This window comes from Mycolicibacterium bacteremicum, assembly GCF_002086115.1.
GTDB lineage: Bacteria > Actinomycetota > Actinomycetes > Mycobacteriales > Mycobacteriaceae > Mycobacterium > Mycobacterium bacteremicum.
Map to the genome: position 1 here is coordinate 219317 of NZ_MVHJ01000006.1, position 21585 is coordinate 240901.

22 protein-coding genes are annotated in these 21585 nt (G+C 69.5%); 10 read left to right on the forward strand and 12 right to left on the reverse strand.

All coding sequences use genetic code 11. From position 1 onward, the window contains the following. The first annotated feature begins 173 nt into the window (after positions 1 to 173). A complete protein-coding gene (locus tag BST17_RS09685; RefSeq protein ID WP_165762255.1) occupies positions 174 to 1667 on the forward strand; it encodes an O-antigen ligase family protein in 1494 nt (497 codons plus the stop codon). Here BST17_RS09685 and BST17_RS09690 read toward each other — a convergent pair. From BST17_RS09690 to BST17_RS09720, 7 genes are all read right to left on the reverse strand, one after another. Continuing rightward, entirely contained in the window at positions 1664 to 2791 is a 1128-nt protein-coding gene (locus BST17_RS09690) for a glycosyltransferase (RefSeq protein WP_083057428.1), read from the reverse strand. The genes BST17_RS09685 and BST17_RS09690 overlap by 4 nt on opposite strands. After that, a complete protein-coding gene (locus BST17_RS09695; protein WP_083057430.1) occupies positions 2788 to 3978 on the reverse strand; it encodes a lipopolysaccharide biosynthesis protein in 1191 nt (396 codons plus the stop codon). Before BST17_RS09695 ends, BST17_RS09690 begins: the two co-directional genes overlap by 4 nt. Next, the gene (locus BST17_RS09700) at positions 3975 to 5084 is read right to left on the reverse strand and encodes a glycosyltransferase (protein ID WP_083057432.1); all 1110 of its coding nucleotides are present in this window, start codon (positions 5082 to 5084) and stop codon (positions 3975 to 3977) included. Before BST17_RS09700 ends, BST17_RS09695 begins: the two co-directional genes overlap by 4 nt. Beyond that, positions 5084 to 5761, reverse strand: a complete 678-nt coding sequence (locus BST17_RS09705; protein ID WP_083057555.1) for an acyltransferase — start codon at positions 5759 to 5761, stop codon at positions 5084 to 5086. The genes BST17_RS09700 and BST17_RS09705 overlap by 1 nt, the downstream gene beginning before the upstream one ends. Before the next feature lie 69 nt (positions 5762 to 5830). Further along, positions 5831 to 7012, reverse strand: a complete 1182-nt coding sequence (locus BST17_RS09710) for a glycosyltransferase (protein WP_083057433.1) — start codon at positions 7010 to 7012, stop codon at positions 5831 to 5833. A 187-nt stretch (positions 7013 to 7199) separates the two neighbouring features. After that, complete coding sequence (locus BST17_RS09715; RefSeq protein ID WP_083057435.1) at positions 7200 to 8351, reverse strand: 3-ketosteroid-9-alpha-monooxygenase, oxygenase component; 1152 nt, start codon at positions 8349 to 8351, stop codon at positions 7200 to 7202. Next, positions 8348 to 9910 carry an FAD-binding protein gene (locus BST17_RS09720; protein WP_083057436.1) on the reverse strand — a complete coding sequence of 521 codons (1563 nt, stop codon included), beginning with the start codon at positions 9908 to 9910 and terminating at the stop codon, positions 8348 to 8350. Before BST17_RS09720 ends, BST17_RS09715 begins: the two co-directional genes overlap by 4 nt. 265 nt (positions 9911 to 10175) lie before the next feature. On the opposite strand from BST17_RS09720, the gene BST17_RS09725 reads away from it, so the two are divergent. Then, positions 10176 to 10922 carry a class I SAM-dependent methyltransferase gene (locus BST17_RS09725; protein WP_083057438.1) on the forward strand — a complete coding sequence of 249 codons (747 nt, stop codon included), beginning with the start codon at positions 10176 to 10178 and terminating at the stop codon, positions 10920 to 10922. A gap of 4 nt (positions 10923 to 10926) precedes the next feature. Here BST17_RS09725 and BST17_RS09730 read toward each other — a convergent pair whose 3' ends face one another. Then, positions 10927 to 12558, reverse strand: a complete 1632-nt coding sequence (locus BST17_RS09730; RefSeq protein WP_207573609.1) for a steroid-22-oyl-CoA synthetase — start codon at positions 12556 to 12558, stop codon at positions 10927 to 10929. Between the two features lie 128 nt (positions 12559 to 12686). Between BST17_RS09730 and BST17_RS09735 the strand changes: the two genes are divergently transcribed. Genes BST17_RS09735 through BST17_RS09745 form a run of 3 tightly spaced genes read left to right on the forward strand, consistent with a single transcriptional unit; the run spans position 12687 to position 15290 of the window. Next, entirely contained in the window at positions 12687 to 14315 is a 1629-nt protein-coding gene (locus BST17_RS09735) for an acyl-CoA carboxylase subunit beta (RefSeq protein ID WP_083057439.1), read from the forward strand. 46 nt (positions 14316 to 14361) lie between these two features. Further along, positions 14362 to 14643 carry an acyl-CoA carboxylase epsilon subunit gene (locus tag BST17_RS09740; protein ID WP_083057441.1) on the forward strand — a complete coding sequence of 94 codons (282 nt, stop codon included), beginning with the start codon at positions 14362 to 14364 and terminating at the stop codon, positions 14641 to 14643. Then, entirely contained in the window at positions 14640 to 15290 is a 651-nt protein-coding gene (locus BST17_RS09745; protein ID WP_083057442.1) for a Maf family protein, read from the forward strand. The genes BST17_RS09740 and BST17_RS09745 overlap by 4 nt, the downstream gene beginning before the upstream one ends. Here the strand turns inward: BST17_RS09745 and BST17_RS09750 are convergent. After that, on the reverse strand, positions 15274 to 16518 hold the full coding sequence (locus tag BST17_RS09750) for an FAD-dependent oxidoreductase (protein ID WP_083057444.1): 1245 nt from the start codon (positions 16516 to 16518) through the stop codon (positions 15274 to 15276). The genes BST17_RS09745 and BST17_RS09750 overlap by 17 nt on opposite strands. Positions 16519 to 16614: 96 nt before the next feature. Here BST17_RS09750 and BST17_RS09755 point away from each other — a divergent pair, with 96 nt between their 5' ends. Continuing rightward, a complete protein-coding gene (locus BST17_RS09755) occupies positions 16615 to 17643 on the forward strand; it encodes a helix-turn-helix transcriptional regulator (RefSeq protein WP_083057559.1) in 1029 nt (342 codons plus the stop codon). On the opposite strand, the gene BST17_RS09760 is transcribed toward BST17_RS09755, so the two are convergent. From BST17_RS09760 to BST17_RS09770, 3 genes are all read right to left on the reverse strand, one after another. Beyond that, positions 17603 to 18022 carry a ChaB family protein gene (locus BST17_RS09760; RefSeq protein ID WP_083057445.1) on the reverse strand — a complete coding sequence of 140 codons (420 nt, stop codon included), beginning with the start codon at positions 18020 to 18022 and terminating at the stop codon, positions 17603 to 17605. The two genes, BST17_RS09755 and BST17_RS09760, sit on opposite strands and share 41 nt — an antisense overlap. 100 nt (positions 18023 to 18122) lie before the next feature. Beyond that, on the reverse strand, positions 18123 to 18653 hold the full coding sequence (locus tag BST17_RS09765; RefSeq protein ID WP_083057447.1) for a RecQ family zinc-binding domain-containing protein: 531 nt from the start codon (positions 18651 to 18653) through the stop codon (positions 18123 to 18125). Positions 18654 to 18722: 69 nt separating this feature from the next. After that, a complete protein-coding gene (locus tag BST17_RS09770) occupies positions 18723 to 19187 on the reverse strand; it encodes a helicase-related protein (protein ID WP_165762256.1) in 465 nt (154 codons plus the stop codon). A gap of 94 nt (positions 19188 to 19281) precedes the next feature. On the opposite strand from BST17_RS09770, the gene BST17_RS09775 reads away from it, so the two are divergent. The 4 genes from BST17_RS09775 (at position 19282) to BST17_RS09790 (ending at position 21505) form a co-directional block, all read left to right on the forward strand. Continuing rightward, on the forward strand, positions 19282 to 19533 hold the full coding sequence (locus BST17_RS09775) for a hypothetical protein (RefSeq protein WP_083057450.1): 252 nt from the start codon (positions 19282 to 19284) through the stop codon (positions 19531 to 19533). A gap of 65 nt (positions 19534 to 19598) precedes the next feature. Further along, the gene (locus tag BST17_RS09780) at positions 19599 to 20144 is read left to right on the forward strand and encodes a cysteine hydrolase family protein (protein ID WP_083057451.1); all 546 of its coding nucleotides are present in this window, start codon (positions 19599 to 19601) and stop codon (positions 20142 to 20144) included. A gap of 54 nt (positions 20145 to 20198) precedes the next feature. Next, entirely contained in the window at positions 20199 to 21095 is an 897-nt protein-coding gene (locus BST17_RS09785) for a sulfurtransferase (RefSeq protein WP_083057561.1), read from the forward strand. Beyond that, positions 21092 to 21505: a SufE family protein gene (locus BST17_RS09790; protein ID WP_083057453.1), complete on the forward strand. Its 414-nt coding sequence runs from the start codon at positions 21092 to 21094 to the stop codon at positions 21503 to 21505. The genes BST17_RS09785 and BST17_RS09790 overlap by 4 nt, the downstream gene beginning before the upstream one ends. The last annotated feature ends 80 nt before the right edge of the window (positions 21506 to 21585 follow it).

A 21585-nucleotide genomic window follows, 5' to 3' on the forward strand; every position in this document is an offset into this window, starting at 1 on the left:
ATTCGCTTCTGGATCGCCACGACAATGCAACGATAGCGTCAACAACGACAGCCGCACAGTTTGCGGGTGGCACCCTAGGTAGCGGCGCCGGCGAAACCGATGCAAGGATAGTTAAATGCAACAACGGTGCAGTAAAGCCGTGAGGATCATTCCGCAATGAAGACGAGTCCGCAATGAAACTCGTCGCGTCGGCGCGGAACAACGTGCTCGTCGGCGCCGCGATCGTTGCGTCGGTGGCGCTGGTGGCCGGTGCGGCCACGGTCGTCGGCAAGCCGGCGATCATGGCGGTGGCGGCGCTGATCGCGCTGTCGGTCGGCGTGTATATCGGCCTGCGTCATCCGCTCTGGCTGTACTGGGGCATGGCCGTCGCGGTCGGCACACTGCCGTTCGGCTACTTCCCCGGTGTGCACCTGCCGCTGTATCTGCCGTTCGCCGGCGGGGCGCTGGTCGCGGCGCTGGTACATCCCAACGCGGCCAAGCGTTTCCCGGTGTTGGGCAGCACCCTGGCCAAGGCTGTGCTGGTGCTGGTGATCATCTCCGGGATCTCGATGATCATCACGTTCAGCTCGATCGTCAACATCCTGGACTACACCAAGTGGGCCATCGCGACGGGCGCGTTCTTCGCCATCCTCGCGCTGCCCCGTGAGCACCTGGCCAAGTTCGGCCGGGTGTTCGTCTACGCGGCGGCGTTCAACGCCTCGTTCGGCATCGCGTCGATCGTGATGGGGTCCAATCAGATTCTGCTGCAACCGTTTCGGATCTTCGGCTACGCCGTCGCCAACACCGAGCGGTTCTTCTTCACGGGCGGTACCGCCGACCTGCGCGGTGACGGTCGATTCGCGGTGGCCGCCGACAGCCAGGCGTTCAGCCGCCTCGGCGGGCTGTGGCTGGACCCCAACGCCGCAGGCATCGGGCTGGTGATCTCCTTCGTGATCGCCCTGATCGTGTTCAGCGGCTGGCGCCGGGTGGTACTGGCCGGCATCCTGGGCGCGGCGATCGCCCTGACGCTGAGCCGGTCGGCGATCGTGTCGGTGTTGGTCGGCGTTTTGCTGGTGTTCCTGTTCCACCCGATGCGCGCCCGCGACCGGCAACTGCTGATCGGCACGCTGACGCTGGCCTTCATCAGTGCGTTCATGGTTCCCTCGGTGCGCACCCGGCTGCTGGGGACGCTGAGCCAGAACGATGCCGGTGCGACCGACCGCGTCGATTCGATCCGCGAGTTCCCCGGCCGGATGGGCGGGCATTGGCTGTTCGGGTGGGGTTGGTCACAGCGCGAGTTCAAGGACGGCGCGTACGCCTTCCTGGAGAATTTCGTGTCCAACGCACCGTTGATCGCCATCCACCGCGGCGGGATCTTCGTCGGACTTGCGTTCCTGGGCGTCGTTGCGATCGGTTGCGTAATTGGCTACCGACTGCTGCGGGCGAATTCGCTGCCGCGGGCGCTATATGGCGGCGTATTCATCGGATTCTCGTTCGTCGCGCTCAATCTGGACCATCCCGTGGTGGTCATCCCGCAGATCGTGTTCCTGTACACGATTTTCCTGACATTCCTGGCCTACGCCGATCAGCTGCGGGTGGAGGCCGCCGAATCCGACGCGCAGGTGGCGCGCGTCGAGGATGCCCGAAAGTTCGAGGACCCGCCGGTGGCGGTGCCCGCCGGCGGCTAACCGAGCAGCGCCTCGACGGCGCGGTGCGGGCGCCGCTGCTCCCAGTACCGCCGGTTTCGCTCATACAGCCGATCCCCGGCCGCGGCCGCTTGCTCGACGTCGAGCAGCGAACGCCGGCAGGCGGCGACGAAGGCGTCGTCGTGGTCGTAGGTGTCCAGTTCCAGCAGCTCCCCCAGCGAGCCGACCGCCGCCGTGGTGCCCACCACGGGCAGCCCCATCCGGGCCGCGTCCAGGATCTTCACCCGCACGCCGCCGCCGGTGCTGATCGGCGCGATCATGGTGCGGCACGTCGCCAGGAACGCGCCGAGATCGTCGACGAAGCCGAGATCGCGCACTCCGCCCGGGTACATCGGATCCTTGGCGCCGGCGTTCTTGGCGCCGATGATGCACAGCTCGGCGCCCTCGATGCCGGCGGCGATCCGTGGCCACAGCCGCAGCGCGGTCAGGAACGCCTCCTGGTTCGGCGGCCAGTCCCGGGTGCCCATCAGCACCAGCCGGCGCCCGGTGTCGGCGACCGGAACCTGGTCGGCCGGTGGCAATGTCAGGTCCAGCCAGCGTGCCGAGGGCACCCCGTTGGCGCGGTAGAACTCCGCCTCCTCGGCGTCATAGGTGCCCACCGCGTCGGCCGCCCGGGCCACCCGCAACTCGTCACGCACCAACGGAGGTGTCTGCAGCCGGCCCAGCAGGCCGCGGGTGGCCCGCCACACCAGGGACTCGCTGACATGGGTGTTGACCACCAGCCGGGCCCGGCCGACCTGTGTGCTGCGCAGGAAGGATTCGGCCATGTAGCTGTGCTCGGCGACGAACACGTCGGCCCGGGCCGCCGAGATCGCGGCGACCAGGTCGTCGTTGTCGAAGCGGGCGTGGGTGAGGCTGCGGCCCGTGCGGGCGACATCGGCGAGCAGGCGCAGCGGCTGCACCCCGGACTTGGGCACCCGCACCAGGGGCATCCCGCCGGCCAGCACGTCGGTCTCGACGGTGCCGGGCGGCAGGTGGGACAGACAGATCGCCGACACCTCGTACCGATCGGCGGCCAACGACATCACCAGCCGGGACAGCTCGACATCGCCGCCGTGTTCGGTGGACGGATCCTTCGACAGCAGGAAGATCGCAGTCGGGGTCATTGCGGCGCCTTCGTGTCGGCGGGCCTGCGGTACAGGATGTAGGCGTAGATGGCGAGCAGCAGGGCGTCGGCGATCACGGTGGCGATCGCGGCGCCGACGGCTCCGGCGACGGCCAGCAGCGCCACCAGACCGAGTTTGACCGGCAGCAGGCTCAGATTGGCCACCAGCCGCGTGGTGTCGCGGCGTTGCAGGTAGAGCACCGCCTGGAAGACCGAGGTGACGGTGCGCATACCGCAGAACAGGCTCATGATGATCATCGCGACGGCGAGTTCCTGCGGCGCGGGCGTGAACAGCATGACCACCCCGGCGATCAGCACCAGCAGACCGGCGACCACGCCCAGGATCAGGGTGCTGCGCAGCGGCGGTCCGGACGCCAGGTGCCCGTCCCCCTCCCGCATCGACCTGTTGTAGGACATACCGAACGACTGGCCCACGGCGACGATGGCGATCGTCACCGTCACGGTCAGCGCGTAGTAGCCGACGGTGGTGTCGTCGGTGAGCCAGCCCAGCAGCAGCACATCGCCTTGCAGATAGGCCGCCAGGCCCAGCATCTCGCCGATCAGGACGGCGATCAGTCGGGGCGGGCCGGGCATGCCGGGGCGGTGCCGGAGCACGATGAAGCCGACGACCACGGCGATCACCACGTACGGCGACACCAGCCACATGCTGGCCGCCTGCAGGGTCGGGTTCTCGGCCAGGAACAGATACGCCGCGGCCAGCGCGACGCTGACCACCTGGCGAATGGTGTCGGCCTGGGCGACCCGCTGCGGTTGCCCGTCCCGCGCCCAGTGACTCTGGTAGGCCTTCATGATGATCTCGCCGCCGGCCACGAACAGCCCGAACCAGGCAATGTAGCTGACCTGCACCAGTGCCACGCCGGCCACCATCAGGGCCAGCCCGAGCAGGTACCGGCTGGCCCGTTCGGCCAGGAAGCGGTCCTCGGACTCGCGCACCGCGCGCACCGCGAACGGGTTGTCCAGCGGCGGGCCGATCAACGAGAAGACCGCATAGGCCATGCCGTACTGGCCGTAGTCGGCGATGCCGAGCTGGGCGATGATGATGACCGTCCACAGCAGGCCGACACCACGCCCGCCGTACAGCCAGAAGACGGCCCACAGGGTGCGCATCAGGTGGTGCCGGGTCGGGGCGGCAGCGGCCGGCGCCGGCTGCTCCAGCGGATCGCTCACCCGGGCCGCACCCGCGACCAGATGTCGACGAACGCCTCGGCGGTGCGCGCGGCCGATCGTTCCTGCCGGGTGCGATCGGCGTTGTGCCCCAGCTCGGTCAGCCGGGCCCGGTCCTCGAGCAGCGACTCGATACCGGCGGCCAGCCCGGCGGCCACCGCGTCCTGCCCGTCACCGCGCGGGGTGACGTTGAGAACGCCCTGAGCGCTGCCCAATTCGGCCAGCGACCCGTACCCGGTGCACACCACCGGGGTGCTGTAGGCCATCGCGTGGGCCACCACCCCGGAGGCCGGGTAGGTCTCGGCGTAGAAGTGCCGCTTGCCGTAGGGGACGACGATGGCGCGCACCGACGCGAAGAAGGCGTCCTCCTCGGCGCCGTCGACGCCGCCGAGGATCTCGATGCCCTCGGCCTTCGGCAGTGCCTCGGTGCCGCGGCCGGCGACCCGGATGGTGATATCGGCGGGCAGCAGTTCGCGGATCCGGGCGATCTGCTCGAAACCCTTGCCGCGGTAGACGAATCCGAAGAACCCGACCGCCTTCGGGCGGTCCTGTGCGGGCGTGATGGCCGGGCGTTCGCGCACCAGGTGCGGCACACAGTAGGTGGTGGTGTCGGGGTAGGTGCGGGCGATCGACTGCCGACCGGTCTCGGTGAGCGCTATCAGGGTGCGCCCCGCGTGTACCCGGCCCTCGACGGCCCGTGACACCGGCCGCAGCGGGTAGTGGATGCCGTGGGTGAGCAACCGCGAGGACGCGATCCGCTTGGTGCGGGCCAAGAACCACAGTCCCTGCGGCGGGTCGTGGATGGTCGCGGTGACCGGCACATCGGTGATCCCGGCGGTGGCCCAGAACGTCGGCAGCACCCCGGTGGACAGTTCGGCGTGCACCAGGGTCCGCCCGGGCGGTCCGTCGTCGATCAACCTGCGCACCTGCGCGCGGTGGCGGCGCAGGTCGGCAAGGGTGTCCGCGCCCGGGCCGGCGGTCCGGTGCTCGACGATCTCGCCGAGGTGGGGACGCAGCGCGGTCACCAGATCCTGGGCGTAGTCGCCGACGGCGGTCTGCCCCTCGTCGGGCGCGACGAAGACGAGCCGGTGATCGGCCAGCGGGCCCATCAGTAGAACAGTGGGCGGTGATTGTTGGTGTAGCCCAGCGATTCCGCCGGACGCTTACCGATCACCTTGGCCGGTACCCCACCGACGATGTCGAGGTCGGCGACGTCCTTGTTGACCACGGCGTGCGCGGCCACCACCGCACCACGGCCGATGAGCGAGGGCAGCACCATCGCCCGGCTGGCGATCCACACGTAGTCCTGCACGACGGTCGGGATCGGGACCGGCAGGAAGTCGGGGTGGTTGATGTCGTGCCCGCCGCCGATGAAGTGCACATCGCTGGCGATGGTGACGTTGTTGCCGATGTAGAGCCCGGCCCGCGAATCCAGCAGGCAGCGGAATCCGATCGCCACGCCGTCACCGACGGTGAGGAACTCGATGTCCAGCACGGTCGTGCCGCGCAGGATCGAGGTGCGCTGGCCGATCCGGGCGCCCATCAGGCGCAGATAACCCTGCCGGATGGTGTGCGACGGGATGTAGGTGACAAAGCTGTTGAAGAACAACTCGCCGAGCCGGTTGCGGATCTTCCGGCCGCGGGTCATGCCCTGCATCTTGTAGTCGACGACGCGGTTGTTCTCGTCGAGGATCCACTCCGGCGGCGGCGGCATGTGCAGTGCGGGCGCGGCGGCCTGCTTGCGGGCGACGTCCTCCGGATCAGCCGACGCGGGTACTCCGGTCATGATCATGTGCTCCTTTTGCGATTGCGCGTCCACCATAGCCATCCGGGCGGTGGTGTCGCCTGGTTCAGGTCAGGATGGTGTGGGCGGCGGGGCCACCGGACCGACGAGTTGTTCGACGGCCGCGTAGAGCGATTCGGCGTAGCGCGCCTCGGTGAAGCGCTGGGCGTGCGCGCGCAATGCGTCGGGGTCGAACGCACCAGCCTCGAACCGGTCCAGCGCCGCGGCGATGGCGGCGGGCTCGGGGCGGTCGAAGAAGACCCCGGTGCTGCCCTCCACGACGGTGTCCAGGAAGCCGCCCCAGCGCAGCACGATGCTGGGCTTGCCCGACACCGCGGCCTCGATGGGCGTCAGTCCGAAGTCCTCGTAACTGGCCGCGATCAACGCCCGGCAGGACTGGTACAGCCAGGCCATCTGACCGTCGGTCAGCGCCGAGAGCAGCATCACGTTGGGGGTGCGCATCTTCTCCAGCCGCGCGGCCTCGGGTCCGTGACCGACGACGACGAGCCTGCGGTCGCCACCGGCGAACGCGCCGACCACCGCGTCGACGTTCTTGTAGGCCATGAACCGGGACACGCACAGATAGAAGGGGTCACCGCCGTCGGTGAGCCAATGCGCGATCTCGGGAACGGGTTCGGTGGCGGCATGCGGTTTCAGCGCGATCGGCGAGGGCAGCACCCCGGCGCTGATGCCGTACGCGGCGTGGATGCGGTCCTTGATGGCCGTCGATACCGCCAGGTAGCGGTGCACGCTGTCGGCCGCCCGCTTGTCCCAGGCCTTCAGCGCGGGCGAGCCGACCTTGAGCACGGCGCGCTTGAGCTTGTCCCCGTCGGGCTTGAGGTAGTGGTCCAGCGCGTAGAGCCAGTGCGCCGGGGTGTGGCAGTGCACCAGTTTGGCTCCGTCGGTACGGAATCCGTGCGCCCACCCGCTGCTGCTGGTCACCACCACGTCGGCGTCGACGTACATGGCGCCGGCGGCGAAGGGCAGCACCGGCAGGGCGGCGCGATGATGCTTGCGGAACAGCGGGATCCGGTTCAGCGGGGACACCCGCACATCGCGGTCGGCGAACTCGGGATAGGTGCCGTCCGGATCGTAGAGCAGGGTGTAGATCGGCGCCTCCGGAAAGGCCTTGCTCATCGAGAGCACGACCTTCTCGGCGCCGCCGCGCTGGGTCAGATAGTCGTGGGCGATGGCCACCCGCGGGCCGTCGACACCGTCGAACCGGTGCGGGGGCACGATGCGATCCTCACCCACCGAGGTGTCCTCCCGGCAGCGGCCCCATACCGGGGCAGCCCTTCGACGTCGCCTGCAGGCTCAAACTCTTCGACCCTCTCCCTCGACGCCGGGTACTCGGTGTGACGTTAGCCGACCCGGTCCGGCCCCGCCGACCCGACACCCGCCAGTCCCGCGGACCCGGGCAGGTGACCGCGTGGCGGGGCGTTCAGGTGGCGGGCGCGGCGGCCTCGGCGGCGGGCACGGTCTGGTTCGCCAGATTCTCGGCCACCTCCTCGGCCCAGATGCCGTAGGCGTGGGTGGTGTCGACCTCCAGCTCGAAACGGTCGGTCATCGCGGCGGTGACGTCGGCGGCGTCCACATAGAACTGCTCATACCAGCGGCGGTGCTGATACACCGCGCCGTCCTCCTCGGTGAGCAACGGGTTCTCGATGCGCGTCTTGTGCCGCCAGATCTCGACGTCCTCCAGGAAACCCTCGCCGAAGGACCGGCTCATCGCGCCCGCCAGCTTGGCCGCCTTCTCCGCGGGCAGGCCCGGCATCTGCTGCACGGCCACCCCCCACTGCAGCACGAAAGAGTTGTGCGTCACCGGGTAGTGGCAGTTGATCAGCGCGACCTCGACGGTGAAACCGGGCGCCAGGTCGTTGTGCAGCCAGTTGATCATGTACGCGGGACCGAAGTAGGTGGCCTCGGAGCGCAGATGCGTACCGTCCCACAGCTTGTCGGGATCGGCGGTGTAGTCCGGCCGGGGCTTGGACTCCATGAACTGGCTGGCCGTGTGCCCCTCGATGACGTTCTTGAAGAACGTCGGGTAGGCGTGGTGGATGTAGAAGAAGTGCGCCATGTCGACGTTGTTGTCCACGATCTCACGACAGTGCGACCCCTCGATGAGCACCGAGTTCCACTGCCAGGGCGACCAGCGCCCCTCGGCGTAACCCTCGATGGTCGGCGGGATGAGTTCGGCAGGCGGGGTGGAGCGTTCGGGGTCGTGCCAGACCAGCAGTTGTCCGTTGACCTCGTGGGTCGGCCAGGTGCGGGTGCGGGCCAGCCGCGGCGTGCGTTTGGCGTAGGGCACCAGCGTGCACCTGCCGTCGGCACCCCAGCGCCAGTCGTGGAAGGGGCAGGCCAGGCTGTCGTCCTTGATCGAGCCGCGGGACAGGTCCCCACCCATGTGCCGGCAGTAGGCGTCCAGGACGTGGATCGACCCGGCGGCGTCGCTGAACACCACCAGCTTGGTGCCGAAGGCCTCGATACCGTGTGGTTGCCCGTCCCGGAAGGTCTCGGCCAGCCCCAGGCAGTGCCAGCCCCGGGCGAAACGGGTCATCGCCACACCGGCGTCGATCTCGCGGATGTCGGTCATGAGGTCCTGCCTAGCATGTCGCGGACGGCGAGGTGGCTGAACAGCATGCTCGTTCCGATCGGATTTCCGCCGCCGGGATAGGCGGTGCCGCTCGGCGCGGCCATGGTGTTGCCCGCCGCGTACAGCCCCGCGATGACCTCGCCCGCGGTGTCGAGCACCCGGGCGGCGGTGTCGGTGCGCAATCCACCCTTGGTGCCCAGGTCCGAGACACCGAACGCGGCGGCGTGGAAGGGGCCCCGCTCGATGGGCACCAGCGGCGACGCCCCACCGGAGAACGCCCGGTCATACGGTTCGTCGCCGCGGCCGAAATCGTCGTCGTGCCCGGCGGCGACGAAGGCGTTGTACCGCCGGACCGTCTCGGCGAGATTGTCCGGCGAGACGCCGATGGCGATGGCGAGATCGGCCAAGGTGTCCGCGGTGCGCCACAATCCGGCTCGCACGTACTGTTCGGTGGCCACCATCGAGACGTTGGTGGCCTGAACCGGCGGCACCACGCCGGCGCGGTCGTCGTAGACCATCCAGAACGGCAGCGTCACGGTCCCGGCCGCGATCGCCGCCAGCACGCCGCGGCCCAGCCGGTCATAGGCCGCGGACTCGTTGACGAAGCGTCGGCCGGCGTCGTCGACGAAGATGCCGCCGGTGAACCACAGGGCGAACGCCGAGCTGCCGTCGGGGTGGGTCAGCCCCGGCGACCACCACGCCTGATCCATCAGATCGGTATCGGCGCCGACGGCGATGCCGGCCAGGTGCGCCAGTCCGCGGTTACTCGCCGGCCCCATGCTGTCGCGCACCGTACCGGGCACCCCGTAGCGCTTCCGCATCTCGGTGTTGTGCTCGAATCCGCCGGCGGCCAGCAGCACGCCGCGGGTCGCCCGGACCGCCGCGCGTCGGCCGCCGTGTTCGGTGACGGCGCCGACGACCCGGCCGTCCTGCACGATCAACTCGACCAGCGCGGTGTCCAGCCGTGCCGCGGCATGTGGGTACCGGGCGGTCGCGGCGAGCAGCCGGGCGATCAGCGCCCGCCCGCCGACGAAGTAGTCGTCCGGCTGCGGCGCGCCCAGACGGTCGGCGTCCAGCGGTCCGCGCACCGCGGTCCGCAACTGCGGTGCGGCCTCGACGCGTAGCGGTCTGGCACAGATGTGGCGCATCCCGTCGGCCCGGGCCTTGGGTGCCGCACCGAAGTAGTCCGGCCACGGCAGCAGCGAGAACTTCAGCAGCTCATCGGATTCGAGGTACTCGATCAGTGGCGCCCCGCCCCGGACGTAGGTCTGCTGCAGGGCGGCCGCGGTGCGGTCCCCGACCACCGCGCGGTAGTACTCGTAGGCGTCGTCGAGGGTGTCGTCCACCCCCGCGCGCTGCAGCACCGGGTTGCACGGGAACCACATGCCGCCGCCACCGGAGTACGCGGTGGTGCCGCCGAATTTGTCCGATGCCTCCACCAGGAGTACCGAAAGGCCTTCGCGTGCCGCGGTATAGGCGCCGGTCACCCCGCCCGCTCCCGACCCGGCCACCAGCACGTCGACGGTCTCGTCCCACACTCCGGCATCCGCATCGCTCACCGTCCCTACCTAGCATGTCCGGCGCCGGGCCGGGCGCGATCGGACGGGGTGGACCGCAACACATCGGGACAGCAAAAGTCTTTGCGATTGCCACAACCTCGGCGTGCCGACCCGAAATTGACGCCTATGTCGAGCACCCGGACCCGATGGCGGTATCGGGGACATTTAGCCATCCGTCACACAGCTATGTCCGATTCCGGCCCGCCGGGCGGGCCGCGCGCGGTAACGTCCGACATTCCACGACGACTTTGCGGGGGCAAGCCGAATGGTGCAGACCTACTTCACCGACACTGCCGATGATGTCGAGTACCGGGATTTCGCCGACCTGTGGCAGGGCTACGACGAGTCGGTGCTCGAGCTGGCCCGACGGGAGGGTGTGCACGCGGTCGCCGAACTCGGCGGCGGGGCCAACCCGGTGGTCGGCGACCACGACAAGTGGGGTTTCGCCGATCACCGTGTGGTGGTCGACATCTCACCACTGGAACTGGACAAGGCCGCCGTCGATGTCGCCACCCGGGTGGTCGATCTGTGCCAACCGGTCACCGAGGACATCGGTCGCTACGATCTGGTGTTCTCCAAGATGCTGTGCGAGCACCTGCCCGATCCGGTTGTCTTCCACCAGAACTGCCACCGGCTGCTCCGCCCGGGCGGGTTGTCGGTGCACTTCTACCCCACCCTGGGCACCTTCCCGTTCCTGGTGAACAAGATGATCCCGGAGCGGACCGCGCGGCGAATCCTGGACAAGGTGCAGCCCGGCCGGCTGGACCAACCGAATCTGGAGAAGTTCCCCGCCTACTATCGCGGGACCACCGGGCCGACCCGGCGCGCGATCGACAAGTTCGAGGGGTTCGGCTTCAAGGTCGAGCAGTGGAAGTCCAGCTTCGGCCACGCCTACTACACGGTGATCCCACCGCTGCAGGCGCTCGAGGACGCCAAGAGCAGATTCCTGCGCAGGCACCCGATTCCGGCGCTGGCCAGTTTCTCGGTGGTCGTGTTGCGCAAGATCGGCTGAGCACTCAGGCGTGCCGGCGGCGGCCGTGGCGGGCGAATTCCTCGTCGAGTGCCGCCCGGTGGTCCGCGTCCATTGCCTGATACCGCACCGGCGGCCGGCCCGACCACCGGTAGACATCCTCGTCGGTGCGCCAACGCTGTTGTTGCAGTTCGTGTTTGACGACCTTGTTGGATCCGGTGACCGGTAGCCGCCGCGATACCCGCAGCAGCCGGGGAATGGCCTTGGCCGCGAGATCGGGCTGGCCGATCAGATATTCGGCGAAGGCGGCGACGTCGAACCGGTCGGGCTCGGCCACCTCGATGGCCGCCATCACCTGATCGCCCGAGCGCGGATCGGGCACCGCGAAGGCGGCCGCCGCGATCACCGCGGGGTGGCGGCGCAGCGCGTGTTCGACGGTCAGCGCGGACAGATTCTCCCCGTCCACCCGGATCCAGTCGCCGCGGCGGCCGGCGAAGTAGATGAACCCGGACTCGTCGAGGTAGCCCAGATCCCCGGTCCAGTACCACCCGTGCCGGATGCGTTCGGCGTCGGCCGCCTCGTTCTTGTAGTACCCCTCGAAATTGCGGGTGCCGAACTTGTCGACGATCTCACCCACGGCGTCGTCGGGGTTGAGGACCCGCCCGGCGCCGTCGAGGACGGCGGGCACCCGGTCGCGCAGTGTCACCGGGTCGACGATGGCGACACCGTCATGGGCGGGCCTGCCCAGCGCACCCGGCGGCGCGTCGGGATCGGCCGCGACCGCCCCGCCGCCCTCGCTGGAGCCGTAGCCCTCGTGCAGCTGCGCGCCGAAGCGACGCCGGAACTCGACCTGATCGTCCGGGGAGGCCTCGGTGCCGAACCCACGCTGCAGCGGGTTGTCGGCATCGTCGGGCCGCTCGGGGGTGGCCATCAGATAGCCCAGCGCCTTGCCGACGTAGGTGAAGAAGGTGGCCCCGAAATAGCGGACGTCGGGCAGGAACGCCGACGCCGAGAACGACGGCGCCAGGCAGACCGTCGCACCGACCGACAACGCCGGCGCCCACAGCGCCATGATCGCATTGCCGTGGAACAGCGGCATGCTGCAGTACTCCACGTCGTCGCGGTGGTGGCCGTATTTGTCGCGGGCCGCATAGGCGATACGGGCCAGCCTGCCCTGTGTGCAGCGCACCGCCTTGGCCGCGCCGGTGGTCCCGGAGGTGAACAGCAACAACATCAGGGTGTCGGCGCCGACGGCCGGCAGTGCGGTGCCCCGGTGCCCACCGAGCGCTGCCCGGTAACCCGCGTCGTCGACCACCAGCACCCGGTCCGGCGCCAACCCGGAGGTCAGCCGGCCGAGCCGGGCGGCGCCGTCGGTGTCGGTGATGATGAGCCGGCAGTCGGCATGGTCGATCTCGGCGGCCAGCTCGGCGTCGCCGCGGGTCGGGTTGATGCCCACCACGGTCAGCCCGCCCAGCGCCGCCGCTCCCAGCCAGAACACGAAGTCGGCCACGTTGGGCAGCAGCACCCCGACATGGGGCGGCAGCTCGGGCTGCCCGGCCAGCAGTGCCCGCCCCAGTTCGGCGCGGGCGACGGATTCGGCGACGACCTCGTCCCAGGTCCAGTCCCGGTCCCGGGTGCGTAGGCCGAGGTGGGTGTCACCGCGTCGGTCGAGCAGCATTGCCGCGATGGATTCGCGGGTCTGGTGGGTGGTCGGCACCGACACAGCTTGGCCGCCGGAGCGGACACGGTGACTTAACTCGCACCTCTCTTATGCAGTTCTTAGAAGTACGGCTAGCATCGACTCCCATGACGAGCACTATCGAGCCGGCGGCAGAGCACGTAGTAGACATCCACACCACGGCCGGCAAGCTGGCCGACCTGCGCAAGCGCGCCGAAGAGGCGCTGCACCCGGTCGGTGAGGCCGCGGTCGAGAAGGTCCATGCCAAGGGCAAGCTGACCGCCCGTGAGCGCATCTACGCGCTGCTGGACGAGGGTTCCTTCGTCGAGCTCGACGCGCTCGCGCGGCACCGCAGCACCAACTTCGGCCTGGAGAAGAACCGCCCGCTCGGTGACGGTGTGGTGACCGGCTACGGCACCATCGACGGCCGCGAGGTGTGCATCTTCAGCCAGGACGCCACCGTCTTCGGCGGCAGCCTCGGCGAGGTCTACGGCGAGAAGATCGTCAAGGTGCAGGAGCTGGCCATCAAGACCGGCCGTCCGCTGATCGGCATCAACGACGGCGCCGGCGCCCGCATCCAGGAGGGTGTGGTCTCCCTCGGCCTGTACAGCCGGATCTTCCACAACAACATCAAGGCCTCGGGCGTCATCCCGCAGATCTCCCTGATCATGGGGGCCGCGGCCGGTGGCCACGTCTACTCCCCCGCGCTGACCGACTTCGTCATCATGGTCGACCAGACCAGCCAGATGTTCATCACCGGCCCCGATGTCATCAAGACCGTCACCGGCGAGGACGTCACCATGGAGGAGCTGGGCGGCGCCCAGACCCACATGGCCAAGTCCGGCACCGTGCACTACGTCGCCTCCGGCGAACAGGACGCCCTGGACTACGTGCGCGACCTGCTGAGCTACCTGCCGGCCAACAACTACGCCGATCCGCCGCGGTACCCGGCGCCGCCGCACCCGGGCGCCATCGAGGACAACCTCACCGGCGAGGACATCGAGCTGGACACCCTGATCCCGGATTCGCCGAACCAGCCCTACGACATGCACGAGGTCATCTCGCGCATCCTCGACGACGACGAGTTCCTGGAGATCCAGGCCGGGTACGCGCAGAACATCATCGTCGGCTACGGCCGGGTCGACGGCCGCACCGTCGGCATCGTGGCCAACCAGCCGACGCAGTTCGCCGGCTGCCTGGACATCAACGCCTCCGAGAAGGCCGCCCGCTTCATCCGCACCTGCGACTGCTTCAACATCCCGATCGTGCTGCTGGTGGACGTCCCGGGCTTCCTGCCGGGTACCGGTCAGGAGTACAACGGCATCATCCGCCGTGGCGCCAAGCTGCTCTACGCCTACGGCGAGGCCACCGTCCCGAAGATCACCGTCATCACCCGCAAGTCCTACGGCGGCGCGTACTGCGTGATGGGTTCCAAGGACATGGGCGCCGACGTCGTGGTCGCGTGGCCGACGGCGCAGATCGCCGTGATGGGCGCCTCCGGCGCGGTGGGCTTCGTCTACCGCCAGGAGCTCAAGAAGGCCGCCGCCGAGGGCGAGGACGTCGACGCGTTGCGCCTGGAACTGCAGCAGTCCTACGAGGACACCCTGGTGAACCCGTACATCGCCGCCGAGCGTGGTTATGTCGACGCGGTCATCCCGCCCTCGCACACCCGCGGTTACGTGGCCACCTCGCTGCGCCTGCTGGAGCGCAAGATCAGCCAGGTGCCGCCGAAGAAGCACGGCAACATCCCGCTGTAGCGTCTTCGGACCGACCCGCGACAAGCCCTCTGCGAGAAGGACTTTCATGAGCCACGACGTCGACATCATCGAGGTCAGCGATCCGCGCGACATGACCATCGACGACCCCGCACCGCCGGTGCCGGAGTTCCGGGTGGTCAAGGGCGACCCGTCGGTCGAGGAACTCGCGGCGCTGGTCGCGGTGCTGTCCGCGGCCGGCGGCACGGGCCCGGGTGAGCCGGGTCCGCAGGAGCTCAACCTGTGGGGCCACCCGGTGGACAAGCTGCGGTACCAGAGCCACTCCTGGCAGCGGATCACGCTGCTGGAGCGGACCCACATGCGCAGGTGACGACCCGCCTCGTCCTGGGCTCGGCCTCGTCGGGCCGGCTCGGTGTGTTGCGGTCGGCCGGCGTGGACCCGTTGGTCGTGGTGTCCGATGTCGACGAGGACGCGATCATCGCGCAACTGGCCGGGTCCGGTCCGGCCGAGGTGGTCGCCGCCCTGGCCGCCGCCAAGGCGGACCGGGTGGTCGAACTGATCGACGCGGACGCGGCCGCCGATTGCGTCGTGGTGGGCTGCGATTCGATGCTCGAGGTCGACGGGAGGCTGAGCGGGAAACCCGGCACGGTCGACCGCGCGCGTCAGCAGTGGCAGGCCTGTGCGGGCCGCACCGGTGTGCTGCACACCGGGCACACGGCGCTCCGGGTGGCCGACGGCCGGGTGATCGACCGGGCGCAGCGAACCGGTTCCACCACACTGCATTTCGGCTCCCCCACCGACGCCGAACTGCAGGCGTACCTGGCCAGCGGGGAACCGCTGTTCGTGGCGGGCGCGTTCACCCTCGACGGCCTCGGCGGCTGGTTCATCGAGCGGATCGAGGGCGATCCGTCCAACGTGATCGGCATCAGCCTGCCCCTGCTTCGAAACCTCTTGGCCGGGCTCGGCATCTCGGTGGCCGCGCTGTGGCAGGCAAACGGGCTCACCGACGACGCCTGATTCGCCTGCCCGCCGCCAGGATGGCGGTGGCAGCGGTGGTCGCAGGTGCGCCGAATGAGGTGTCGGTGGCCAGGATCAGGCGCACCGTCCGCATCGCCGCCGTCACCACCTGCGCACCGCGGTCGCGCATATCGGCCTCGAAATCGGCCACTGCGACCCGTAATTCGACGGCACCGGCAGCCACCTGCACCAGCCCACGCACCAGGCTGTCGGCATCGCGGATGGCAGCGCCGGCTCCCATCCCCGCCGTCGGCGGGGTGGCGTGTACGGCATCGCCCAGCGCCGTGATCCGGCCCGCAGGCCACGGTGCGAGATCGGCAGCTCGCTGCGGCGCCGCATTGAACCGGAACGCGCCGATGCTGTCGGGATCGGCGGCGGCGATGACGTCGAGAACCCTGCGGTGCCAACCCAATTGGGTGAACCGCAGCCGCAGCGCGTCCCGCAGGTCGGCGCCGCGTAGCGCACGCAACGCGGCGGCCCCCGGTGTGTCCGGCAGCATCGCACCCCAGATGTAGGTGGGCCCGGTGGTCACCGCTGTGCGCAGCTCGGCTGCATCGAGCACGGCATGCCCAACCGGGTCCAGGTAGCCGACGTACAACGCCGCACCATGCGCGCCGATGGCCACGCCCGACCGTGTTCCCAGCCGTCGTTGCTCCGCGGGAGGCAGGGTGTCGCGCCGAGTCCGTCCGGAGAATCCGATGATGCCCGCCGAGGTGCACGTCGGGCGGCCCGCCAGCTCGGCGGCGATGATCGAGTGCGCTCCGTCGGCGCCGACGAGCAGGTCACCACGGTGCTCTGACCCGTCGGTCAGCGTCAGCGTCGGCGTGCCGTCGCCGGCATGGCCGATCGCGGCCGCACACCGCCCCAGGGCCAGGTCGTCCGCGACGGCATCGCCCAGGATGCCGCGCAGCGTGATCCGGTCGATGTCGACGCCGCGGTCGGGGCCCAGGTCGGGCCCGTGGCCGAGCAGCTTCCCCCGGTGATCCCACCAGGCGTCGCGATCTCGCAGCCGCAGCGCCGATGCCGAGGCCAGCAACCGCTCCATGATCTCGGGCGCGACCAGTTGCCGCAGCGCCGCCTGCGCCGCCGCGTCCAAGGTGATGTGGTAGCCGCCCGTCTGCCGGATGTCGGTGTCGCGTTCGAACACGGTGACCGACAGACCGTTGCGGCGACAACCCGCGGCAAGCGCGAGACCGCCGATCCCACCGCCCACCACAAGAATCCGCATGATGGCACCCTTCCTTGGCAGTACCGAGTGATCGACCCCTGACTCTGCCGCCGGTAGTGGACACCGAGTGGCCGGGACTCTGCGATCATGGCGGCCGTGGCCGACACTTCGCTGCGCGCCCTACGCCTGCTCTCGCTGCTCTCGACGCATCGGCTCTGGCGCCTGGCCGAGCTGGCCGAGCGTCTCGGCGCGGGCGAACGCACGGTGCGCCGCGATATCGAGACGCTGCGCCGGCTCGACTATCCGATCCGGACCGTCCACGGTCCCGCGGGCGGCTACCGACTCGACTCCGCGCACACCCTGCCGCTGCAACTCGACGACGACCAGGCGCTCGCTGTCGCGGTCGCCCTGCAGACCGCACCGAACACGGTGTTCGGTCTCGAAAACGATGCGGCACGGGCGTTGGAGATCCTGCGGCAGGCCATGCCGCCCCGGCTCCGGGCGACGATGGCGGGACTCCCGCTGACCCGGCTGCGCAACTACTGGGAGTTCGCCGCCGGTCCCATCGACACCGACGCCCTCAAGGCCGTCGGTGGCGCGGTGCGACGGCACCACGTGCTCATCGTGGAGGTGATGCGTCCTGACGGCAGCCGGCCCGAACCCTCCGACAGCGACTTCGCCCGGGCCCGCCACGTCGAGCCGCATCACCTGGTGGTGTGGGCATCGCGTTGGTACCTCGTGGGTTTTGACCGCACCGGGCAACGGTGGATGGTGCACCGGGTCGACCGGTTGTTGATCCGCCCGCCGACCGGCATCCCGTTCACACCGCGCGAAATACCCGGCGGCGATGTCGCCGGGCTGGTCATGAGCAGCCATGACCGCGGGGACGTCCCGGCGCAGTGGCAGTGCGCCGGGTCGGCGCGGCTGCCGCTACCCGCCGAGATCGTCGCCCGCTGGGCACCGGGGGGATCGCTCGTCGAGCAGCTCGATGCCGACAGTTGCCGACTGACCGTCGGCGCCTGGTCCTGGGCGGGCATCGCCGGAATCCTGACCACGTTCGATTGCGCACTCTCCGATGTCGAGCCGGCCGCACTGCGAGACGCGTGCCGGCAGAGCGCGATCCGCCTCGCCCGGGCAGCGTCGATCACCGACTCCGACGCGTCTCCCGCCGGTTCGCCTTCTTGATCGCTTCCACCAGTTCGGCCTTGGTCATGGTGGACCGACCCCGCACATCGAGGCGGCGGGCGATCTCCATCAGGTGTTTCTTGGTGGCGTTGGCGTCCACTCCCTCGGCGGTCTCGCCGCGCGCGTTCGGTCCGCCGCTGAGGGCACGCTCGTCCGACGGGCCGCGCCGGGCCTTCGGCTCCCAGTGATCGCCCACCTTCTCGTAGCTGTGCTTGAGTGCGGCGTACGCGACCCGGTGGGCGGGCTCGCCCTCACCGTAAGTCTGTGCGGCGGCGTCATGGGTCTCGGCGAAGGTCCGCTGCGCCTTGGCATCGGATCTGCGCAGCGTGCTGGGCAGTTCATCCTGTTTGGGGGTGCCCTTGGCGGTCGTCTTCGGCATGTCGACCCTCCTGTGGTCCGGTGCGGTGCCCGCTGCCCGTGCGGGTGCCCCGGCGCAGCCGCGGGCAAACCGCAACCGACCTGGACCGACCGGCCCCGGCCTACCTGCGCTCGAGCACCCTGGTCTGGCGGATGACGTCGGCCGACAGGGTCCGGTAACCGTAGTCGTCGAAAAGAACCGTCACCCGGTCGGACTCGCCGCTGATCACGACACCGGAACCGAACTCCCGGTGCTCGACCGGCGTGTCGACCGGCACGGCCGGGCGCGCCACCGGCGTCGGTCGATCGGCGGTCTCGGCGCAGTTGTCGCAGTTGCCGCACGGCTGCGCCACCTCCTCGCCGAAGTACGCGAGGAGGTTTCGCCGTCGGCACTCGCGGGCCTCGGCATAACCGCGCGCCATCTCGATGCGACTGCGGTCGACGCGCTCACCGCTCGCGGCCACGTCCATGGCGCGGGCCAGCGCCGTCACCGGATCGGTGCAGATCGCGGTGAAACCGTTGCGCCCGGAGCGGACCACCCGCGCCTGTTCCAGCAGGTTCACCGCCGCGGTGAGCCTGCGGCCCCGGACGTCGAGAGCGCTGCGCAGTTGCTTGAGGCGTTTGGGGGCGCCGGTGTTCAGCGCGGTATGCACCGCACGCAACAGCTCCTCATCCGGCCGGTGGGAGCTGAAGTACCGGGCGGGCGCCAGATCCTCCGGGCGCTAGAACAGCAGGGCCAGGGCCGGGTCGCCGTCGCGGCCACCGCGGCCGATCTGCTGGTAATAACCGTCCAGCGAGCCGGGAATCGAGGCGTGCACGACCGCCCGCACGTTCGGTTTGTCCACGCCCATGCCGAAGGCCAATGTGGCCGCGACGATCTCGACCTCGTCATCACGAAATCGCCGGTGCACCGCATCGCGTTGCCGCGCAGTCATTCCCGCGTGATAGGCCGCAGTGGACCGCCCCGCCGACGACAGCTCCTCGGCATAGCGTTCGGCATCCTTGCGGGTGGCCGTGTAGAGCAGCACCGGACCAGCCAGCTCCGCCGTCGCGGACAGCACGGCCTGTCGCTTGCCGGCATCATCGGCGTGCCGGCGAACCTGCAGACACAGGTTCGGTCGATCGAATCCGCTTGCCAAGACCCGGGGTTCGCGCAGCGACAACCGATCGATGATCTCGCGCCGCACCACTGCTCACCCCCCGGCATTACCCGGCAGCGGGCGTGCCAACCCGGCGAAATCTGCATGCATGATCGGCGCCGGGTCGGGCATAGCTCTCCTCATGACGATCTCGCCCGATGATGTCCGCCGGCTGTTGGACTCCGATGACACCGCGGCATTGCTGGTCCTCGTCGAGGGCCGCACCGCCGTGATACCCCCCGCCGCGCTGGATTCCGACGAGTTCCGCGGGGCCCTGACATGCGCGTCCCGCGCGCAGGTCGTCGAGACGCTGGGCTCGGACGATCCCTCCGAGCACGAGCTCGCCGAGCAGGCCGCCGCGATCGATGCGGCGATCGGCAATCTGGGTGGCTGACCGCGCCACCCGCCCGGCGCCGAAAACGGTGTATTGGATCCTCGGGCCTCGGGTATCACCCCGCCATGCCTGACACCGCCGTCCTGGTCACCGACATGATGAACAACTATCGCCATCCCGATGCCGAGCAGCTGGCCGCCAGTGCCGCCACCGTCATCGACCCGTTGGCCGACCTGATCCGCCGGGCCCGCCGACACGACGACGTCACGGTGATCTACGTCAACGACAACTACGGGGACTTCACCGCGGTGTGGGATGACATCGTGCGCGACGCACGCGAGGGCGCCCACCCCGAACTGGTGGAACCGATCCTGCCGACCAAGGACTGCCTGCGCCTGAACAAGGTGCGGCACAGCGCGTTCTACGCCACACCGCTGGACCACCTGCTCAAGCAGCTCGGCGTGCACCGGTTGATCCTGACCGGTCAGGTCACCGAGCAGTGCGTGCTCTACACCGCTCTGGACGCCTACGTGCGGCACTACGACGTGGTGGTACCGCCGGACGCCGTCGCCCACATCGACTCCGCGCTGGCCGAGGCGGCGTGCGAGATGATGCGCCGCAACATGCGCGCCGAACTGATCGCCGCGCGCGACTGTCTGGCCGACTCCTGATCATTGCCGTCGCCGCACGCGACCGGGCGGCTGCGCATGAGTAGGCTCATGGGCGTGTCGCTGCCTGCCGATCCCGATCCTGCCCTCGCCGCCTACGCGCACCCCGAACGCCTGGTGACCGCGGACTGGCTGTCCGCCAACCTCGGCCGTCCGGGACTGGCCATCGTCGAGTCCGACGAGGACGTGCTGCTCTACGACACCGGACACATCCCCGGCGCGGTGAAGATCGACTGGCACACCGATCTGAACGACCCCGCCGTCCGCGACTACATCACCGGCGCCCAGTTCGCCGAACTGATGGACCGCAAGGGCATCTCGCGCGACGACACCGTGGTCATCTATGGCGACAAGAGCAACTGGTGGGCGGCCTACGCGCTGTGGGTCTTCACCCTGTTCGGACATCCCGATGTGCGGCTGCTCGACGGCGGCCGCGACCTGTGGGTCAGCAACGGGCGCGACACCACCCTGGACGTACCGAACAAGCCGAGTTCGGGCTACCCGGTGGTCGAGCGTGACGACGCCGCGATCCGCGCCTTCCGTGAGGACGTCCTCGGAGCGCTCGGCGAGCAACCGCTGATCGATGTCCGGTCCCCGCAGGAGTACACCGGGGAACGCACCCACATGCCGGACTATCCCGAGGAGGGCGCACTGCGCGGCGGGCACATCCCGACCGCGGTGTCGATCCCATGGGCCAAGGCCGCCGAGGACAGCGGCCGGTTCCGCAGCCGCGCCGAACTCGACGCGCTCTACGGCCACCTCACCGCCGACGACAAGACGATCGTCTACTGCCGGATCGGCGAACGGTCCAGCCACACCTGGTTCGTGCTGACCCATCTGCTGGGTCTGCCGAACGTGCGCAACTACGACGGCTCGTGGACCGAGTGGGGCAACGCCGTGCGGGTGCCGGTGGCCACCGGCGACGAGCCCGGATCGGCCCCCGCGACGCCATGACCATGCCCGCGGCACTGGCCGAGGTGGTCGGCGAGTTCGGCGAGGTCACCGGGCAGGACAAACTGCAACTGCTGCTGGAGTTCGCCAACGAGCTGCCCGCGCTGCCCGCGCATCTGGAGGAAGCGGCCATGGAGCCGGTCCCGGAATGCCAGTCGCCGCTGTTCCTGGACGTCGACGCCTCCGACCGCGCGCACGTCCGGCTCTATTTCAGTGCGCCGGCCGAGGCCCCGACCACCCGCGGTTTCGCCTCGATCCTGGCCGCCGGCCTGGACGGGCAGTCCGCCGAGGACATCCTGGCGGTGCCCGACGACTTCTATTCCGACCTCGGCCTCGCCGCCCTGATCAGCCCGCTGCGGCTGCGCGGGATGTCGGCGATGCTCACGCGGATCAAGCGCAGACTGCGCGACTGAGCGGCCGGTTACCGGCGCGTTCGTCAATTTTGCCGGCCACGGATATTTTTCCCGATCCGTGCCAGAATGGCACCGGGTCG